Raw genomic sequence first — 18,933 nt, forward strand, 5'->3', positions numbered from 1 at the left:
AGCCTTCATTATAAAATCATACAAAATCTGTACAAAGTCCAAGTTTTAATGTTAATATATGGACTTACTATCTAGTTAGATAGGTGAGAAGTATCACTGCAATTAAACATTTTAACTATTAAGATTCGGGGGCAAACGGCAATGCCTATTCGCTTATCTTTAAACCTAGGTTACTATTGGTTCACAGGTTTTGGTTCTGATCCCTCATCATCATATATTCATTTTAATATCTTTGGATTAATAAAGCCACGCATCTATGCCACATTTACTAGACAACCCAATTTATAATGCTTTAAGCTCTGCACATCATCCAATTTCCTTAGGCTCTAAGGTAGTAAAATATTATTTCCCAAGTTTTGCTTCTTTTGCAGGATTAAAGGATAATTCTACTGCAAATTTTGAAGAACTTTATCAAATCAGTGAGCCAGAAAGTTTCTTTATCGTATTCTCCATCAAGGCCCTTGAAATTTCAAATCAATGGAAACTGATTAGGGAAATTAATATGTTTCAACTAGTTTATGGGCATCAAACTGTGCCAACTGGCGACGAAAGTGAATTTGTAGATTTAAATGAAACTCATGTTGATGAAATGATAGCATTGGTTCAGTTAACAGAGCCTGGCCCATTTTTAGAAAAAACGATAGATTTTGGTAATTATACAGGTATTTTTGAAAATGGAAAGTTGGTTTCAATGGCAGGTCATCGCTTTAATCCAACACCGTATACAGAAGTGAGTGCAGTTTGCACACATCCCAATCATTTGGGTAAAGGTTATGCCTATAATTTATTGCGAGAACAGATTAAACGCATTTTGGCTAAAAATGAAATCCCTTTTTTGCATGTTAGGGATGATAATGAAGGGGCCATAAAGCTGTATCAAAAACTGGGTTTTAAAATTAGAACAAGTATGATTGCTTATGTGATCAAGAAGGCTTAGTTGATCATTAACAATTGCTGAAAGTTTCTAAATATTATTTATCTTAAACAATCATAAATTGATAACATATGGAAGAGGTAAAACTAAATCTAAACGAAAAAAACCATGGCGCTTTTTTAGTGCTAGACGGAGATGAACAACTTGGCGAAATGGTACTTGCCATTGTAGATAACGATTTGATCGTTTACCATACAGAAGTTTCGCCTAAAGCAGAAGGAAAAGGTTTAGCAAAATTAATGCTTAATGCAATGGTGGCTTACGCTCGAGAAAAAAACTTAAAAGTTATTCCACTTTGCCCTTATGTTCACGCTCAGTTTAAAAGACATCCGGCAGATTATGAAGATATTTGGAATAAGATTCACGAAAACGGATAAGTTATTTTTTAATCTCTATAATCGTTCCATCGCCAACATATTTAAATAAGGTGTCAATATCTTTATTTTGTAGCGCGATACAACCTGCTGTCCAATCTTTAGCATTTTTTCTTTTAGGTGTTGTGCCATGAATTGAAATTCCATTCCCTGGTTTTACCCCTCTTTGTTTTGCAATCAATTTGTCATTGGCATTAGGATAAGAAATCCAATAGCTTTTATGAAAGTTATCATTACGCACATATTTATTGTCTAGATGATATATGCCTTCTGGTGTTTTGCCATCTCCATCAAATACTTTATTGCCAGTAGGCGAAAAACCTAGATTTATTGGAAAGGTAAGTACTTCAATTCCTTTGCGTGTAACAATCATTTTTCGTTTACTCTTTAGAACCAATACATAATCTGCCTGTGCTAAGGTGTTTTTTATGTTATTTAATTTCTCTTTCCAGATTTGTATGGTATCTGGGTTTCTGTAAGCTTCCCATCTTTGCCGAGCGGCAACTGCGTAATCGTCTTTTTTTAATGAATCTTGTGAAGACTGAGTTAATCTATGCAACTTCCAGGTTCCCTTATCTTGGTAAATAATCGCATCGTGATTAAAAACTATTTTAACATACTGATTGAACTTTATTGAAGTCCCATTTAGATCTTTAATAACTATACTAGTATCTATCCCTTTAGGAAGATGGTTCATTAAACTATCATTCCATTTTACACCGGTGTTCTCTAGCTCTTTTTCAGCATTATTTTTTTTTGCCTGAATGATTGGCGTCGATTTGGTTTGAAACCAAATAATGAAACAGATTATAGCCCCAAATAAAATATATACAACCAATTTTATCATCTTAATTTTTTATGATCTAATATAACTAAATATTTAGTGATAAAGAATATTGGAAACAAATTGCTCGTAAACTATTAATTGATTGATTTGTTATTCGTAAAAGTAAAAAAGGGCAAGATGAAGAAAGAAGTCAAAGACAAAATTAAAAAAGAAGGGTAGGAAGAATAAACTCGGCGTTAAAAATCTTTGGTTAATAATATCAATGCCCGAAAAAAGAAGGGAATTTCTAGGTCTAGAAAAAGAAAAACAGTGAGTAAGAAATCATATAAAAAATTGAAAAATGATTGGGAAAAAAAGAAGATATAAAAAGATAGATTTTCGACTTAATAGAATTCAGATTGTACAATTATGTTTTTGCATTTTCTTTCTAGCATCTTGTAAAAGTGGGCCATTTAATTTACTAAAACCTGCTTCACCACACCAAGAATATGAAAGGAGATTGATTAATGCAGGACTTAATCAAACTACAATGGGCACCATGTGGATTAATAATGCACAACAAAGCTTACTAAAAGCTTTGCCAATTAAATTGCCTTATCAAGAAAATGGATATTTTTCTGCGGAAAAGGTTGATGCGGCTGCCTTTCGATTTAACTTAGTCAGAGGTCAAAAGTTACAGGTCAAAATCACAAAAAAGCCTTCGGATGGATTTATGATTTATGCAGATGTTTGGGAATCAACAGAAACTGCTAATTTTAAGTTGCTAGGTTCTGGTGATACGTTAAGTAATTCCATCCAGCTAGATGCTGATAAATCTGGCATTTATGTTTTAAGACTACAACCTGAATTATTAGGAAGTGGCGAGTATACTTTAGAAATTACAACTGGACCATCTTTAAACTATCCATTAAAAGCTGTTAATAAAAATCAGATTCAAAGCTTTTGGGGAGTAGGTAGGGATAACAATACCAGAAGACATGAAGGCATAGACATTTTTGCACCTTTTAGAACTCCAGTTATTGCAGTTTCGCCAGGTAGGGTTACTGGTGTAAATACAAATAATTTGGGAGGAAAGGTGGTATGGTTTAGGCCAGAAGGGAAGGAATACACATTGTATTATGCGCATTTGGATGAACAAAATGTAACGGAAGGTCAGACCGTTAATTACGGAGATACACTAGGAAGGATGGGCGATACTGGCAACGCACAAGGCGGTCCACCACATTTACATTTTGGTATTTATACAAGTGGTGGAGCAATAGACCCACTTCCGTTTATCAATCCGACTATTGAAAACGTACCGAAAATAGTAACTTCCTTAGCTAATTTAAATACAACAATGCGAACATCATCACCTAGTAACCTTGACGATTTTAACCTCAAAATAGGAACTACATTAAGGGTTCTGGCTGCAGCTGGGAGTAATTACAGAATAGAATTGCCTGATGGAAAAACAGGTTACTTGGCTGGTAAAACACTAACAACAGTTTCAAAGCCCTTAACTAAACTAAAAATTAAAACACCACAATCATTATTTGATAAACCAAAGCCCGATGCGGCTGTAAAGCTGGATTTAAAAGAAGGACAAACGGTGGATGTGCTTGGTAATTATGGTGATTATCAATTGGTATCGAGTGAAAATAATGTAATAGGATGGCTAAAAACTAACATATAAACGAAAAGTGTTAAAACATTTCATAAATGAATGAATATTCACTTATATTTGCTGAATGCGAGTAAGAGATGAAGAAAAAGTTCAGTTAGTAAAGCAAAAAGCACTTGAGAGCCTAGTTCAGGATGGTTTTGAAGGGTTTAGCATGAACAAGCTTGCCAAGGCTTGCGGCATTTCTGTTGCTACGCTTTATATCTATTACAAAGATAAGGACGATTTAATTATCAGCATTGGTCAAGAAGAAGGCGATAAAATGGCAGATGCGATGATTAAAAACCTTGATCCAAAAGCATCATTTGAAGAAGGGATGCGTATTCAATGGCAAAATAGGTATGCGTATGTAATGGCAAACCCTAATTCTTATTTGTTTTTTGAGCAATTACGTACCTCTACGTACCAAGTGAAGTTTTTGGAAAGCTTCATGAAAAAATTTAAAGGTGTAATTAGCGAGTTTATGCATAATGTAGTTGCTAATGGAGAGATAAAGCCAATGCCTTTAGAAGTTTTTTGGTCTGTGGCTTATGCGCCACTTTATTCTTTAATTCGTTTTGAAAGAGAAGGACAAAGCATTGGAGGTAAACCCTTTCAAATGACTGATCAAATATTATGGCAAACTTTCGATTTAGTAATTAAAGCTTTAAAAAATTAGAATTATGGAGAATTTAGAACATATCTTATTGTTTAAAACTGATATCAAGACTGAAGATTGTAAGGCGAAATTACAAGCCATTCTTGATAATCATAGTGATATATCTAAGTGGAATATAGCTTTAGACGATCATGATTTTGTATTGAGGATAATTTCCGAAACGCTAAATCACCAACAAGTAATAGAACTGATTAATGATCACGGCCATTTTTGCTGTGAATTAACTTAATATAATGAAATCGACACAAGAAACCATTCCGTTTACTGGTTACCAAAAATTGGCAATTTTCCTTTTGGCAATAACGCAATTTACCGTAATATTAGATTTTATGGTGATGTCGCCATTAGGCGATATTTTGATGAAATCACTTTCGTTAAAACCTTCGGCGTTTGGCATTGCGGTTTCGGCTTATGCTTTTAGTGCCGGATTATCTGGATTACTAACAGCAGGTTTTGCAGATCGTTTTGATCGTAAAAAATTGTTGTTATTCTTTTACACGGGTTTTATTGCAGGAACAATTTTCTGTGGATTGGCTCATACTTATGTAGAATTAGTTGCCGCCCGAATTATTACTGGTTTATTTGGAGGGGTAATTGGCTCAATTTCTATGGCAATAGTTACGGATATATTCAGTTTGCAACAACGAGGTAGAGTGATGGGTTTTTTGCAAATGGGTTTTGGTGCTAGTCAGGTTTTAGGGGTGCCAATAGGTTTATATTTAGCAAATATTTGGGGTTGGGAAGCTCCGTTTTGGATGGTTGCAGGTTTGGCAGTTATCATAGCAGTTGTTATTTTGCTTCAGATGAAACCTGTTACAGCTCACTTATTGGTACAAAGAGATAAATCAGCATTGATGCATTTATGGCATACTGTAGCTAAGAAAAGACATCGAGTTGGTTTTACATCAACAGCTTTACTATCAATAGGTGGTTTTATGATGATGCCCTTTGGAAGTGCATTTGCCATTAATAATTTAGGTTTAACTAATGCAGAATTGCCTATGTTATTTATGATTTCTGGAGTGAGCTCATTGGTAATTATGCCCTTAATTGGAAAGCTAAGTGATACCATTAGCAAATTTAAAATATTTATGGTTGCCTCAGTTTGGATGATGATCATGTGTGTGGTTTATACCAACTTAGCTATTACTCCATTTTGGATTGTGGTTATCCTTAATATTTTAATGATGATGGGTATCATGAGCAGGATGGTTCCTTCGTCAGCCTTAACAAGTGCCATTCCAGATTTAGAAGATAGAGGTGCATTTATGAGTATTAATGCATCTTTACAACAAATTGCTGGTGGTGTTGCGGCTGCAGTTTCTGGCTTAATTGTAGTACAAGAAACTAAGTATAGCCCACTCGAGAATTATAATGTTGTAGGTTATGTAATCATAGTTATCACGCTAATTAGTATTTTCTTAATGTCTAGAGTAAGTAAAATGGTTTCAGAAAAATCGCCTAAAGTTCATCCTACAGTTGTAGAAGAGATAGTCTAGAAAACAAAAAACACCAAATAATTGCTCTATAATTAGGTTTACTAATTGTTTGGCGCCCCTACAAATCCCCTACAAGTTTTATGAATATCTCCATTTAAGTGCTTAAGCAAACCTTTGCGTAGAATTATGCTAGGCAAAGGATGTGCATCTATTGGTTTGAGCTTTTAAAATGAAGAAATTGCATATCGATTTTATCGAACCAAATTTCAAATACAAATGAACAAATCTAATCAACTAGTTCTATTCGCTGCTTTGTTATTGACAAATGCTATAGCTTTTGCACAACAAAAATCAGTTTCTTATGCAACCAAAAAAGTAACAGTTTTTTCAACTGTTAAAGGTTCAGACAAACCTATGTCGCAAACTGAGGTTTTAACTTTTAAAACTTTAAAACAACCCATGGAAACACAAACTTTGGTGTTTGTAGATCCAAATAGAAAGTTTCAAACTTTTATTGGTGTTGGTGGGGCAATTACAGATGCATCTGCAGAGGTTTTTGCAAAAATGCCAAAAGCCGCTCAACAAGAATTGCTAACAGCATATTATGATAGAACAAAAGGAATTGGTTACACAATAGCTCGTACAAACATTAACAGTTGCGATTTCAGTAGTGATACCTATACGTATGTTACAGATAACGATAAGACTTTAAAAACCTTTAATATTGATCACGATCGTAAGTTTAAAATTCCATTGATTAAACAGGCTACAGCAACTGCTGGAGGAAAAATAAACTTATTTGTAAGTCCTTGGAGCCCACCTGCGTGGATGAAAAGTAACAATAACATGCTAAAAGGAGGAACTTTATTGCCAGCTTACAACCAGTCATGGGCTAATTATTATGTAAGGTTTATTCAAGAATATGAAAAAGCAGGAATGCCCATTTGGGGTTTAACCGTTCAAAATGAACCAATGGCAACCCAAAGATGGGAATCATGTTTATACAGTGCAGAAGAGGAAAGAGATTTTATAAAGAATTTTTTAGGTCCAACCTTGCAGAAGAACAATATGGCTAGCAAGAAATTAATTGCTTGGGACCATAACCGCGATCTAATTTACCAAAGAGCATCAACTTTGTTAGAAGATCCTTTGGCAGCTAAATACATCTGGGGCATAGGTTTTCACTGGTACGAAACCTGGACAGGTAGCACACAGAATTTCGAGAACTTAAAAAGGGTTAATGAAGCCTTCCCTACAAAACAGTTAATTTTTACTGAAGGTTGTGTAGAGAAATTTGGCTTCGATAGAATTAACGATTGGGCTTTAGGCGAACGTTATGGACTTTCGATGATTAACGATTTTAATGCAGGTACTACGACTTGGACAGATTGGAACATTCTTTTAGACGAGAATGGGGGTCCAAACCACGTTGGTAATTTTTGTTTTGCTCCTATACATGCAGACTTGAGAACAGGTAAACTTTTGTATACTAACTCTTATTATTACATTGGCCACTTCTCTAAATTTATCAAGCCAGGTGCGAAAAGAATTATCAGTTCGCCAAGTCGTTCAATGTTAATCAGCACTGCTTTTCAAAATCCAGATGGTTCTATTGCAGTAGTAGTAATGAATAATACAGACCAGAAATTACCTTATCAGCTATGGATAAAAGGTAGCGCCGCAGAAACGGTGAGTTTACCGCATTCTATTAGTACTTTGGTTATTAAATAATTCTATTAGCCACAGATTCGCGGATTTTAATCTGCGAATCTGTGGCTAACTAATCTAAGAATTACCAAACTTTCCAATTTAAGTTTTTAGTTTCGTTTCTTGTTGTAGGAACTTGTAAACCAGCAGTTAATTCGGCCACTCGCTTATTTACATATTTTTTAAGATCAGTTACTGTTGCATGTGGGTTTGCTTGCATGTATTCTAATATGCTATAACTAAATACACCATTTTTTAAATCGTTTTTTTCTAATGCAAATTGAGTTCCTGCCGCTGCAGAAATTACAGTTGCTCCAGTACTTCTGCCCACGTTTGCAAATAGCTGTTGCATCAATTCTAAGCTAGATTTCATATTCGCTTTCTTATTGCCAGTATTTATTACTTTAACCCCTTTTCCCCCTTGGGTATTATTTTTTGCTAAACTTTGTTCGGCATTATTTATTTTCAGCAATTCATCTTTATCTAGCTCTCCACTATGGCAAGCATCTATTAAAAGTAGTTTTTTCCGAGCTGGGATGTTGTCTAACAAATCCTCCAAAGTATCATAGGCTAAACCATTTTTTTCAGGTTTGTTAAAATCAACATCGTATGTAGATAAGAAATAATCAAAATCTTTATTTAATAAGCCATGACCAGAATAAGTTATAATCACCTTGTCATTAATATTACTTTGCTTGAGTTTTTCTTTTAAGGCACTTACATTAGCGATAGTTACCTGTTGGTCGAATAAGGTATCAATAAGAATATCATCACCATACTTTATTTTCATCGCTTTAACTAGGTCGCGTACATCTTTAACACTCCATTTTAAATTATTTTCCTTTTGTGCAAAATCATTAATCCCAATGCCTACAAAATAAAGTTTCTCTGAACTCACCTTTTCTGGTGTATACTTAACTAAAATTGGAATTCTGTAACTTTCTATCCCATTTCCATTTGTTATTGAAGCATCAATCTGATTGTTACCATCGCTAAGTTTAATGGTAATTGTAGTATCTAAAAGCTGAATTTTTTTTGATTTTAGACTTATCCCTTTTAAACCATAAAGTGGAGTTTCATTTACCCAAATATTAAAACGATCGATTTTATTTATAGAATCACTAGCTTTAATGTGAATGGAAATTAGATTTTCCTTTTGTTCAAAGGCAAGCTTGTCTCTATTTACAATGTTTAAAGTTGGTAAAGCGAAATTTGCTTTAAAAGCAGCGGTATCTATCCCAAGTTTCTTAATTCTTTTTAGATAAGCTTTATGAAAGGCCGTAATTAATGAAGTATCAGCGCTTCCCATTTCTTGTAACACTTTATCTGGCCTGTTGTATTTTACATCTAACTGATCAAAATTAATGGGTTGTAAGTCTTTACTTACATAGTGTAAAAGTTTAGATGCTCCTGGAGAAGATTTATAATAGCCATAATTAACTTTATTTAAAAAATCTGCCTCACCTACAGGGAAAAAGGTGCTGATATTTTTTCCAGTTAGGATATTCCATGTTTTAACTGTTTGATCTTCGGCAGAAGAAATAATAGTATTTTCTTTTGGGCCAAATTTTACTACATAAATATAACTGTTATGACCTGTAAAATTATTAATGACTGTTCCTGTTTCTACATTCCATGATCTTATTTCTCCTCCAGATGAGCCAGCTAATAGTTGTTTGGTTTTATAATCATAAGCAAAAGAAGAAGCATATTTCTTTGGCCAACTGTAATTCATGAGTAGTTTGCCAGTCACTAAATCCCATCTCTTAATTTCATCGCTACCATAACTAAAAAATGTATTTGTTTCAGTTGCTAAAATTAAATTTGAAGTAGAAATTTTATGAGCATCAATTGAGTGTATCAATGTTCCGTCAGTACCATTAAAAACATTAATCTTTGGGCCGAAAGAAGAGCTAATCATAATATATTTCCAATCTGGGCTTACTACTATTTTTCCAACTTCCCTTTTAGCACCCGGTAGTTCTGCAATTAATTTTTTAGTATCTAAATTCCATAATTTTGCATTTTCTTGATAGAATTCTGCAGTTAAAAACCTTTTACTATCTGAACTAATTTTCCAATAGCGGATGGATTCTTTAACCCCAGTTAAATTCATGACTAATGCTCCAGTACCAATATCCCAAATCTTTGCATTGCCCTTATCAGAGGTTAAAAACCAATTCTTGTGCCCAATAAACGCAAAGTTGTGAAAGAATTTTCCACTCATATTGTTAATCGTGGCTATTTCATTGCCAGTTGCCAAGTCCCATATCATTGCATTAGATTCATTATCAATGCAAAGCAACAGCTTATTATCTGGCGTAATTAACAGGTGATTAATGGTTACCTTATTTTTCCTGTCTATCTGTCTAATCAGTTGGCCAGTACTATTATCCCAAATATTGATTAAGTTTTCTGAAGCTGAGGCAGTAGCTAATTTTGTTTCATCTGGTGTAAATGCCCAGCGATTTTGATAACCACTATATTTTTTATCTAGTGTAGAAATTAAGGTGCCCTTACGCAAATCCCAAATCTCATGGGTTTTCGAATCTTTATATCGTACTAAAGCTTTAAGGTAGTTTTTGCCATAGACTATTCTTTCAATATCATTTTGGGCATACATTTGACCACCAAGCATATCTCCATTTTCAATATCCCATATTCTTGTAAATCTTCCTGTAGCATTATCTGTAATTAGTGTTTTCTGATCATCTAAAAACTCAATTTTTTCAATCGCATTTGTAGTAGCGCCCTTAAGTTGTGTTACCAAGGTGTTTTTCTCTAAATCCCAAACTTGGGCTAAATTTCCCATTGGTGTAATTAATCTTTTTCCATCTAGAGTCATTGTTATGGTTAATACCCCATTTCCATCACCTTTAAAGTCAAAAATCAACGATCCTGTTTTCAAGTCCCAAAATTTGGTATTTGTAGATCCAGTTCCAACAGTAAGTTTTGAATCATCTGGTGTAAATAAAGCAACCCTAGCACCTCCATAATGCGCTTTTAATGTTTGTAAAAGTTTACCTGTTTGCACTTCCCATATTTTTACTTCTTCTGTGCTCGATCCTGAGGCAATTATTTTTCCATCATGACTAAAGGTGGCAAATCTAGGTTCGTCTTTATCACTGCTAAGCGTTTCAATTAAGTTACCTGTATTTGCGTCCCATAATTTGATGTTTTTATGATCAAAGCCATTTACTTTGGTTACAAATGCATTACCGGTTACATTAAAATAAGCCTCTTCTAATTTGTCATTTAAGTTAAGCGTGTAAAGCAGTTTTCCTGTTTTTGCATCCCATATTTTCGATGTGTGATCATAAGAAGAGGATAAGATTTTTGATTGATCTGGACTAAAAGTGATATCGGTTACTATATCTGTATGCCCATCTAATGTAAATAAAGGTACTTTTTTTAGTAAATCCCAAATGATTATACTACGTGCATCTGCCGTTACGATTTGTTGGCCATCTGGACTAAAAATAGCTTTAAAAACTAAGGTGTTAACTGTTAAGCTATCTAATAGAGATCCATTGCTGGGATCCCAAATCTTCACAAATCCATCGTATGATGCTGTAAGAATCTTCTTCTTGTCTGGGCTAAATTCAGCATATCTAATGGTTTTTGCATGTGTTAAACGTGTTATTAGCTCACCCGTTTTTCCATCCCATAACGGAATACTTGTTCCATCTCCATATTTAAGTGTTCCTAAAATTCTTGTACCGTTTGCATTGAAAAGAACATCATCTAACCCCATGTTTTCGTTAGCTAAATCCGCCAAACGATAACCTGTTTCAATGTCCCATAAAATTGTTTTTTTATCTTCTCCTACGGTGATTGCTTTTTCCCCTTGGGGACTAATTTTAATTGATTTTAAATAACTTGTATGACCAATAGGCAACATTAGTTTTGGTTCTTGCGCTTTTGATACAAGAGATAATAGGAAAAAGAAGCATATGAAAAGGTATCCTAATTTTGGTAAAGCGTTTTTAGAAGCTGAAAATTTGGAAATCACCATAATTGAAATAATACTGCTTCAATTTACCATCAAATTTTAGTTTAACCAATACCTAATAAGTGGTATATTTTTTGAAGAAATTAAAAATTAAATAGTGAATTGAATTGCCTTTAAGCTTATTTCTGAAGAATATTTTATGGTTTTTAAGATAATAAAGTTTAAAGATTTGTGTTAATTTTAATAATCAATTAATCCTTCTTACGTTTATCTTGTCATACAATTGTAATTGCCAAATAGTTATGAAAAAGATTCACAGTTTCTATATCTGCCTTCTTGCATTTAGTTGCGGAATAGTTTTTTCTTCCTTTGTAAGAAATTCAACTTCAGAAAAATTTACGTTGCCCTACAAAAAGGCGGGCTTAACAGAACAGCAAGCAGCTGCACATTTATTAAGTCGTTTTACTTATGGCGCCAAAGCTGGTGATGTTGATGCGGTTGTAAAAGAAGGCTTAGAAAAATGGTTGGTGCAACAATTAGATGGTAAGCAAGAAGATGCAAGCCTTAATCAAATGCTGTCGAAATTAGAAGACATTAACTTAACCAATACGGAGGTTGAGAATATTTATCCAAGAAATGCGCAGATTGTTCGCTATGCAGTTAAGGACGGTGTAATCCATAAAGATTCTGTAAACAAAGCTAACGGCAAGGAGTACAGAGCGCAGATTTTAGCCTATATGAAAACAAAAGGCTATAAACCTCAGCAAGAACTATATCGTCAATTTATCAATCAAAAAATATTAAGGGCAACTTATACCAATAATCAGTTGCAAGAATTGATGACAGATTTTTGGTTCAATCATTTTAATGTTTCTTTAAATAAAAATCAATGTGCTTCTTATGTGCCTGCTTACGAGCGAGATGTTATTCGCCCGAATGTAATTGGTAAGTTCGAAAACTTGGTGTTAAGTACGGCTAAGTCTCCTGCGATGCTGATGTATCTAGATAATTTTAGCAGTGCTGGAACTAATGTACCGATGGAAAATGCAGGCAACGATATGCAAATGGCTGGAAATGCACAACAGCAGCAACGCAGAAAGAAATTCCAACAAGTTGTTCAAAAGAATAAATTAAAACAGGGAAAAGGAAAAACTGGCTTAAATGAAAACTACGCTCGTGAGGTAATGGAATTGCATACCTTGGGTGTGGATGGTGGTTATACGCAAAGCGATGTAACCCAAGCTGCCCGCGTTTTAACAGGATGGACAATTGCGCCAATGGGCGATAACGGATATGGCGCTCCGATGAAAAAATTGATGGAAACCGTTGGACAAGAAAATCTCCTTAAGCGAGGTTTCGTGTTGGATGGTGATTTTATTTTTGCTATAAATCGTCACGATAATGGAGAGAAAACAGTTTTAGGTAAAAAATTTCCAGCTGGAGGCGGTTACGAAGAAGGAGTGGAGTTGTTAAAAATGTTAGCTCATCATAACTCTACTGCTAAATTTATTTCTAGAAAATTAGCTACTCGTTTTGTAAACGATAATCCACCTCAAAGTTTGATAGATAAAATGGCAAAAACATTTTTATCAACTGAAGGGGATATTAAAAGTGTATTGATCACGATGGCTAGTTCTCCAGAATTTTGGTCTAAGGAAGCTTTAAGAGAAAAAACTAAATCACCTTTTGAATTAGCAATAAGCGCTGTAAGAAGTCTTGATGCAAAAGTTAACCAACCTTACCAATTGTATACTTGGATTAGCAAAATGGGTCAGCAGATGTATTATTACCAAGCGCCTACAGGCTTCCCAGATAAAGGACAATATTGGATAAATACAGGTTCTTTGTTGAATAGAATGAACTTTGGTTTGGCACTAGCCTCGCAAAGAATTCCAGGTATCACTTTTAGTTTGGCAAAGATGAATAACAATCACGAGCCAGAAAGTGCCGAAGCAGCCTTGGTTATTTATAGTAAACTTTTTATGCCAGAGCGTAAATTAGATGAAACCATTGCTAGACTAAAGCCAATGCTTAATGACCCGAATTTGGAAACAAATGTTGCAAATGCGGCCCAGAAATCTACACCCCCTCAACAAATGAATACCATGGCAAATGAAGATGCAAATATCATGGATGATGGTGGAGCACCAAAAGGGAAAGGGAAAAAGGCATTTGCAAATGCAACACCACAACAAAAGGCAGGTACAAACACCATGTTGTCGCAAGTTGTTGGCGTAATTATAGGTTCACCAGAATTTCAACGTAAATAATATTATCATGACAAGTAGAAGAGGTTTTATCAAAGCCGGCGGACTGGCATTATTTGGAATTGGTTTAGGTGGTATTCCTGGCTTTTTGGCTGATGCCGTTGCAGGAACAACTACCCCAGGCTTATTTAAAAAGAAAAAAATATTAGTATGTATTTTTCAAAGAGGTGCAATGGATGGTTTAATGGCGGTAACTCCATTTACCGACCAATATTTAAAAGCTGCTAGGCCAGGTTTGTTCATGACTGCTGCACAAGGTGGAAAAAATAAACCATTGATTGACCTTGATGGTAAATTTGGATTGCACCCATCAATGAGTGCTTTTGAACCTATGTTTCGTGAAAAACGCATGGCGATTGTACATGGTATTGGTTCACCAAACAATACACGCTCACACTTTGATGCGCAAGATTACATGGAATCTGGAACGCCATTTAGCAAAGGAACTGCAAGTGGCTGGTTAAATAGGGCAGTTGGTTTATTAGGTCATGATGCAGCAACAACTCCTTTTCAAGGGGTAAGTTTAACGTCTTCTTTGCCAAGGTCTTTTTATGGAGATCATCCTGCAGTTGCGATAAAAAACTTGTCAGATTTTAATATTCAGTTGAAAGGAAATCAGGCTGGTGCTAATATGGCTTCAAAAAGTTTTGAAGATTTGTATGACCAAACTTCATCTGGTTTGCTAAAAAATACAGGCAAGGAAAGTTTCGATGCTATTAAAATGCTTGATAAAACAGATACTAAAAACTACAGACCAGAAAATAATGCCGTTTATCCTGCAAGTGCCTTAGGAAATTCGTTAAAGCAAATAGCCCAATTGATTAAAATGGATGTGGGTATGGAAGTGGCATTTGCAGAATCTGGAGGATGGGATACACATTTTAACCAAGGTACTGAAACTGGGATTTTTGCCCGTAACGTAAACGATTTGAGTGAAAGCATGATGGCTTTTTGGAATGACATGAGCAAATATCAGGATGAAGTTACGGTGATGACAATGACAGAATTTGGACGTACTGTTGCGCAAAATGGAACAGGTGGTACAGACCATGGTCGTGCTTCTTGTAATTTTATCTTAGGTAATAGTGTAAGTGGAGGATTGGTTCACGGTTTAATTAATCCATTAGCTAAAGAGAATTTAGAAGACGGTAGAGATTTAGCGGTAACTACTGATTTTAGAGCTGTATTTAGTGAAGTTGCTGATAAACACTTAGGTATACACAATGATAAAGTACTCTTCCCAGATTGGTCTGGAAAACAGATTGGTGTGATGAGGGGAGCTTAAAAGAAGTATATAGTAGTTAGTACTTAGTATTTAGAGATGGTTCGTTTTAAGCGAGCCATTTTTTTTGTAGCCAAATAATCATTTATAACAGTTTGGGTTTGGCGTTGTAGGGGTATTCATTACTCATCAGCCCAACCCTTGCATCTAAAGATACATAGATTACAAATGTTCAGTCTATGTTCGTTAGCCCCTATAACGCCAAACCCTGTTATGCACCTTCTTTTGTCTCAACTGTTATACTAATGAAGTGCCGCCATCAATGGTAAGTGTTTGTCCTGTACCGTATTCTTGTTCCAATAAATATACAAATGTCTTGGCAATATCTTCCGCTTCCCCAACTCGTTTTACGGGTAATGTGTTTCCAATACTTGTGTACATTGTTTTTCTGTCGCTTTCCGACATACCGCCCCAAAGCTCTGTTTTTACTACTCCAGGCGAAACAGCATTTACTCTTATTGGCGCCAGTTCCATTGCCATTGCTCTCGCAAAACCTTCCATTGCGGCACAGATACTTGCACCCAACGCCCATCCTTTGTTGGGCCTGTTGCTGGCAATGCCACTTGTTAATACAATTGAGCCTGTGGTATTGATAAATGGTGTAGCATATTTTACGGCTGTAAAGGCTCCCCAATAACGAATATTAAAATAGTTCCGAGCCACTTCCAATGTGGTGTCCGCTACATTGCTAAGAATGAGGTTTTCGCCTGCTGTAAAAACCAAATGGTCGAATGCTCCAATTTGTACAAAAAGATTTTTGACTTGCATTTCATTTGTCACATCAATTGTGTAGCCAATACTTTCAGTAGGTAATTCTTGTAACGCTTTGTCTATGCGTTGTTGATTACTCGAAGCAATAATAACAAATCCGCCTTTTGAAGCAACAGATTTTGCTGTTGCCAAACCAATACCCGAACTGCCACCGATAATTACTACTTTTTTGCCTTTTAAACTTTCCATTTCTTTCAATTTTATTGTTCTCGAAATTATTTTTCGTCGAACAAAAGTAGAAAGCTTGATATCGAAAGGATTTACCAAATGGTAAAAAACGAATTAGTGCATATTTTTTCTTATTCTGCTTAATGATTGTTTTGTGATGCCGAGATAAGAAGCTATGTCAGTTTGTGAAACTCTTAACGCTATGTTGGATTGTTGCACAATAAATTTTTGATAACGTGTCGTTGCGTCTTCGCCAATATATGAGTTTCGTAATGATATTTTGTTAAGTAAAGCTTGTTTGGTAATGTTGTCCAACAGGCTCTTGAAATAAGGTAAAGTGTTATACAAGGAATGTAATTTGTCTTTTTGAAAAACAATTATTTCGGAATCACAAGCTGCATGGATACTGTCTGTTGATACTGCGTTTTCTGTAAAGCTTTTCAAAATGGTACAAAACTGATTTTCACTTAAAAAGAAATGAATCACTTCGTTTCCTTTTTCGCTTATACTCACGATTTTTAAAATTCCTTTGCAAATAAAAAACATTTGTTTTGCCGCCTTTCCTTCTTGCAATAAAATTTCGCCTTCCTTTACTTTTATAAATGTTGTATTTTGGCAAATGGTTTCTTTGTCCTTAGAAGGTATTTTTTGAAAAAGTTCAAGATAGGTAAAGAGTGGCTCAAACATAGTTTTTGTCAATAAAAAAAATAGCAGATGGTAATGTAATCTAAAAAATCAGTCTATTGTAATGGAAAATTAGTAATCGCAGGGTGTTGCAATAAAATGGCGGACAACTTGCGACTTTGCACAACTATATTCGTTTTAATCATTTATAAACGAATATACACGTTTAATTTACGATTTATAAACTATTGAATTTATGAAAATAAGTTTTTCAGCACCATCTTTCACGGCTGGTTATGCAGTCTTTCTTTAAGGCTTATGATTCTTTGGCACCTAGCAATCGAACAAAAGAACCTCCAAACGCTAACCTATAAACCCTATAGTAGCGGATGCCTTTTTCAGGCAATAGCGGATAGAGGGGCTGCAATTGCTATAAAATACTGACATTGTTTTTCTAAAAATCTTATTCCTTTGGTTAGGTTAAGCTTGATGTAGGTTAGTCGAGATTGCAAATCCAGACCAACTTGTGGGGCTGGGAATCTGTTTAGATATCATTTTACTCTTATTGTCAATACAAGGGTGAAAATCCTAAAAAATTACTCTCGTTCAACTGTGAGAAGCGATTGTCGTTTGTGGATTGTTTGGTAAAATAATAGTTAACGTTTTGGTGCTTTGTGTTTGGGCAGGAAATCGAAGCACTTCAGCCAATATACAACCAAACCGATGTTAGCACTTCGCCCTTCATTTCTGTTGTATTTGTTCGTTGTCATCGAGAATGTTAGCATAGGGCATATTCCAAAACTTAACTTTTCTCAAAACCAATTGCCTAAATCCGTTGTAATAGCCGTCAGCGTAGTTATTTCATTAGCAATTTATATTTTAATTTAGCATCATTGTCTTCCGGCTCTTTTTCGATGTATAACTTTAGATATTCAATTGCTTGTTTTTTTTGACCTGAAACCCTGTATGCCTCGCTTATATAATAATAACCATAGGTTGAGTTTGGAAAAAAGTGAATATTTAACTTAAATAAATCTATGGCCTGATTAGTCTTTTTTTCGAACAATAGCTTGTAACCATATCTTTCAATCAGATTTTCTCTTAATGAATATTTCTTTGAATTTTGTTCTATTTCCTTAATGCCAGCTTCATAGCCTTTGTTGCATATGGTCTTAATGATATCTTTAGTGTAAAAAAAATTGTCAATTGATGGTGCTGAACCTACTAATTGTTTTTTAATCAGATTACTCACTTCCCAATAATTTTCGACTTCTCCATTTGTTAGAATAACAACAGTGTAGCCCAAATCCGGATAAATCATTATTTCACAAGCAATACCATCGTGTCCGCCGGTATGTCCAATAATGCGGTGCCCGTTGATTGTGTTTTCTTCAAAACCATAACCATACATTCCTTCTCTGTACTTTACTTTACCTGATGTATAAAGGGTTACACTCTCTTTGCTAAGTAAAATATTGTTTTGTAAAGCATTGGCGAAACTCAACAAATCGTCAGCTGTTGAATAGCCACCACCTGCAGGTGTTCCTTTTGCTAAATTTGAGAAAATATTATTTTTCCATTGCCCTGGTTCTTCCGATGACATTGTATAGCCGGTAGCCAAATTTGGAATAACATTATCCAATTCGTAAGCATCAGTATTAATCATTTTTGCAGGTTTATAGAGATGTTCTTTTACGAAATCAAAATAATTTTGACCCGACACCTTTTCAATGATTAATCCTAAAACCATATATCCGGAATTGCTGTATAAGAAGTCACTACCTGGAGCAAAGGCTAGTTTTTTATAAGCAAACAATGGAAGGTAATCAGAAACTGTTTTGAAGTTTACTTTTGCAAGCTTATCGTATTCCTCCCAAAAACTGCTCATTCCTGAAGTGTGCGTTAATAATTGATGGATGGTCACAGAGTCAGCAACAGTTTTATTAGGATAATCCAAAAGATATTGGCCTACTTTATCTTGAAGCGAAATTTTCCCAGATTCCACCAATTGCATAATAGCCGTTGCTGTGAACATCTTGTTGATAGAAGCTAAGTTGAACTTCGTGTCCGGTTTATTTTTAACACGGTCCGGCAAATTAGCAAAACCAAATGCTTCTCTATAGGTTGGTTTGCCATCTTTTGCAATAAGAACGACCCCGCTTAAGTTATTTTCTTTTTCGAGATTTTTTAAGTGAGATTTTATCGGATTAACTATACTTTCCAAATTTTGTGATTGTACCACAATAGGCTGTAAAAGAGCTATGAAGAAGATAGCTGTAATAAAATATATTTGACGGATTGTCATAT

14 protein-coding genes are annotated in these 18,933 nt (G+C 34.8%); 9 read left to right on the forward strand and 5 right to left on the reverse strand.

From position 1 onward, the window contains the following. The first annotated feature begins 256 nt into the window (after positions 1-256). Together EZ428_RS06040 and EZ428_RS06045 are read left to right on the forward strand one after the other, a co-directional pair. Positions 257-937, forward strand: coding sequence for a GNAT family N-acetyltransferase (locus EZ428_RS06040; protein WP_131552190.1), 681 nt, complete (start codon positions 257-259; stop codon positions 935-937). A gap of 68 nt (positions 938-1,005) precedes the next feature. After that, positions 1,006-1,311, forward strand: coding sequence for a GNAT family N-acetyltransferase (locus EZ428_RS06045; RefSeq protein WP_131552191.1), 306 nt, complete (start codon positions 1,006-1,008; stop codon positions 1,309-1,311). A 1-nt stretch (position 1,312) separates the two neighbouring features. Here the strand turns inward: EZ428_RS06045 and EZ428_RS06050 are convergent, their stop codons facing one another. Beyond that, entirely contained in the window at positions 1,313-2,155 is an 843-nt protein-coding gene (locus tag EZ428_RS06050; RefSeq protein ID WP_131552192.1) for a L,D-transpeptidase family protein, read from the reverse strand. A gap of 280 nt (positions 2,156-2,435) precedes the next feature. Here EZ428_RS06050 and EZ428_RS06055 point away from each other — a divergent pair, with 280 nt between their 5' ends. From EZ428_RS06055 to EZ428_RS06075, 5 genes are all read left to right on the forward strand, one after another. Beyond that, positions 2,436-3,770: a M23 family metallopeptidase gene (locus EZ428_RS06055; protein ID WP_131552193.1), complete on the forward strand. Its 1,335-nt coding sequence runs from the start codon at positions 2,436-2,438 to the stop codon at positions 3,768-3,770. 55 nt (positions 3,771-3,825) lie between these two features. Continuing rightward, entirely contained in the window at positions 3,826-4,416 is a 591-nt protein-coding gene (locus tag EZ428_RS06060; protein WP_131552194.1) for a TetR/AcrR family transcriptional regulator, read from the forward strand. 4 nt (positions 4,417-4,420) lie between these two features. Further along, a complete protein-coding gene (locus EZ428_RS06065; RefSeq protein ID WP_131552195.1) occupies positions 4,421-4,645 on the forward strand; it encodes a hypothetical protein in 225 nt (74 codons plus the stop codon). A 4-nt stretch (positions 4,646-4,649) separates the two neighbouring features. After that, positions 4,650-5,915: an MFS transporter gene (locus EZ428_RS06070; RefSeq protein WP_131552196.1), complete on the forward strand. Its 1,266-nt coding sequence runs from the start codon at positions 4,650-4,652 to the stop codon at positions 5,913-5,915. A gap of 216 nt (positions 5,916-6,131) precedes the next feature. Beyond that, positions 6,132-7,586, forward strand: a complete 1,455-nt coding sequence (locus EZ428_RS06075; protein WP_131552197.1) for a glycoside hydrolase family 30 protein — start codon at positions 6,132-6,134, stop codon at positions 7,584-7,586. A 61-nt stretch (positions 7,587-7,647) separates the two neighbouring features. Here EZ428_RS06075 and EZ428_RS06080 read toward each other — a convergent pair whose 3' ends face one another. After that, entirely contained in the window at positions 7,648-11,463 is a 3,816-nt protein-coding gene (locus tag EZ428_RS06080) for a beta-propeller domain-containing protein (protein ID WP_165501715.1), read from the reverse strand. Between the two features lie 353 nt (positions 11,464-11,816). Between EZ428_RS06080 and EZ428_RS06085 the strand changes: the two genes are divergently transcribed. Both EZ428_RS06085 and EZ428_RS06090 read left to right on the forward strand, forming a co-directional pair. Next, entirely contained in the window at positions 11,817-13,784 is a 1,968-nt protein-coding gene (locus EZ428_RS06085) for a DUF1800 domain-containing protein (protein WP_131552199.1), read from the forward strand. Positions 13,785-13,791: 7 nt separating this feature from the next. Beyond that, positions 13,792-15,066 carry a DUF1501 domain-containing protein gene (locus tag EZ428_RS06090; RefSeq protein WP_131552200.1) on the forward strand — a complete coding sequence of 425 codons (1,275 nt, stop codon included), beginning with the start codon at positions 13,792-13,794 and terminating at the stop codon, positions 15,064-15,066. Between the two features lie 234 nt (positions 15,067-15,300). Here the strand turns inward: EZ428_RS06090 and EZ428_RS06095 are convergent, their stop codons facing one another. The 3 genes from EZ428_RS06095 to EZ428_RS06105 form a co-directional block, all read right to left on the reverse strand. Beyond that, on the reverse strand, positions 15,301-16,023 hold the full coding sequence (locus EZ428_RS06095) for an SDR family oxidoreductase (RefSeq protein ID WP_131552201.1): 723 nt from the start codon (positions 16,021-16,023) through the stop codon (positions 15,301-15,303). 93 nt (positions 16,024-16,116) lie between these two features. Then, complete coding sequence (locus tag EZ428_RS06100) at positions 16,117-16,701, reverse strand: Crp/Fnr family transcriptional regulator (protein ID WP_205945612.1); 585 nt, start codon at positions 16,699-16,701, stop codon at positions 16,117-16,119. A gap of 781 nt (positions 16,702-17,482) precedes the next feature. Next, the gene (locus EZ428_RS06105) at positions 17,483-18,931 is read right to left on the reverse strand and encodes a serine hydrolase (RefSeq protein ID WP_131552202.1); all 1,449 of its coding nucleotides are present in this window, start codon (positions 18,929-18,931) and stop codon (positions 17,483-17,485) included. Between the last annotated feature and the right edge of the window lie 2 nt (positions 18,932-18,933).

The sequence above is a fragment of the Pedobacter frigiditerrae genome (genome assembly GCF_004331645.1).
GTDB classification, from domain to species: Bacteria; Bacteroidota; Bacteroidia; order Sphingobacteriales; family Sphingobacteriaceae; genus Pedobacter; species Pedobacter frigiditerrae.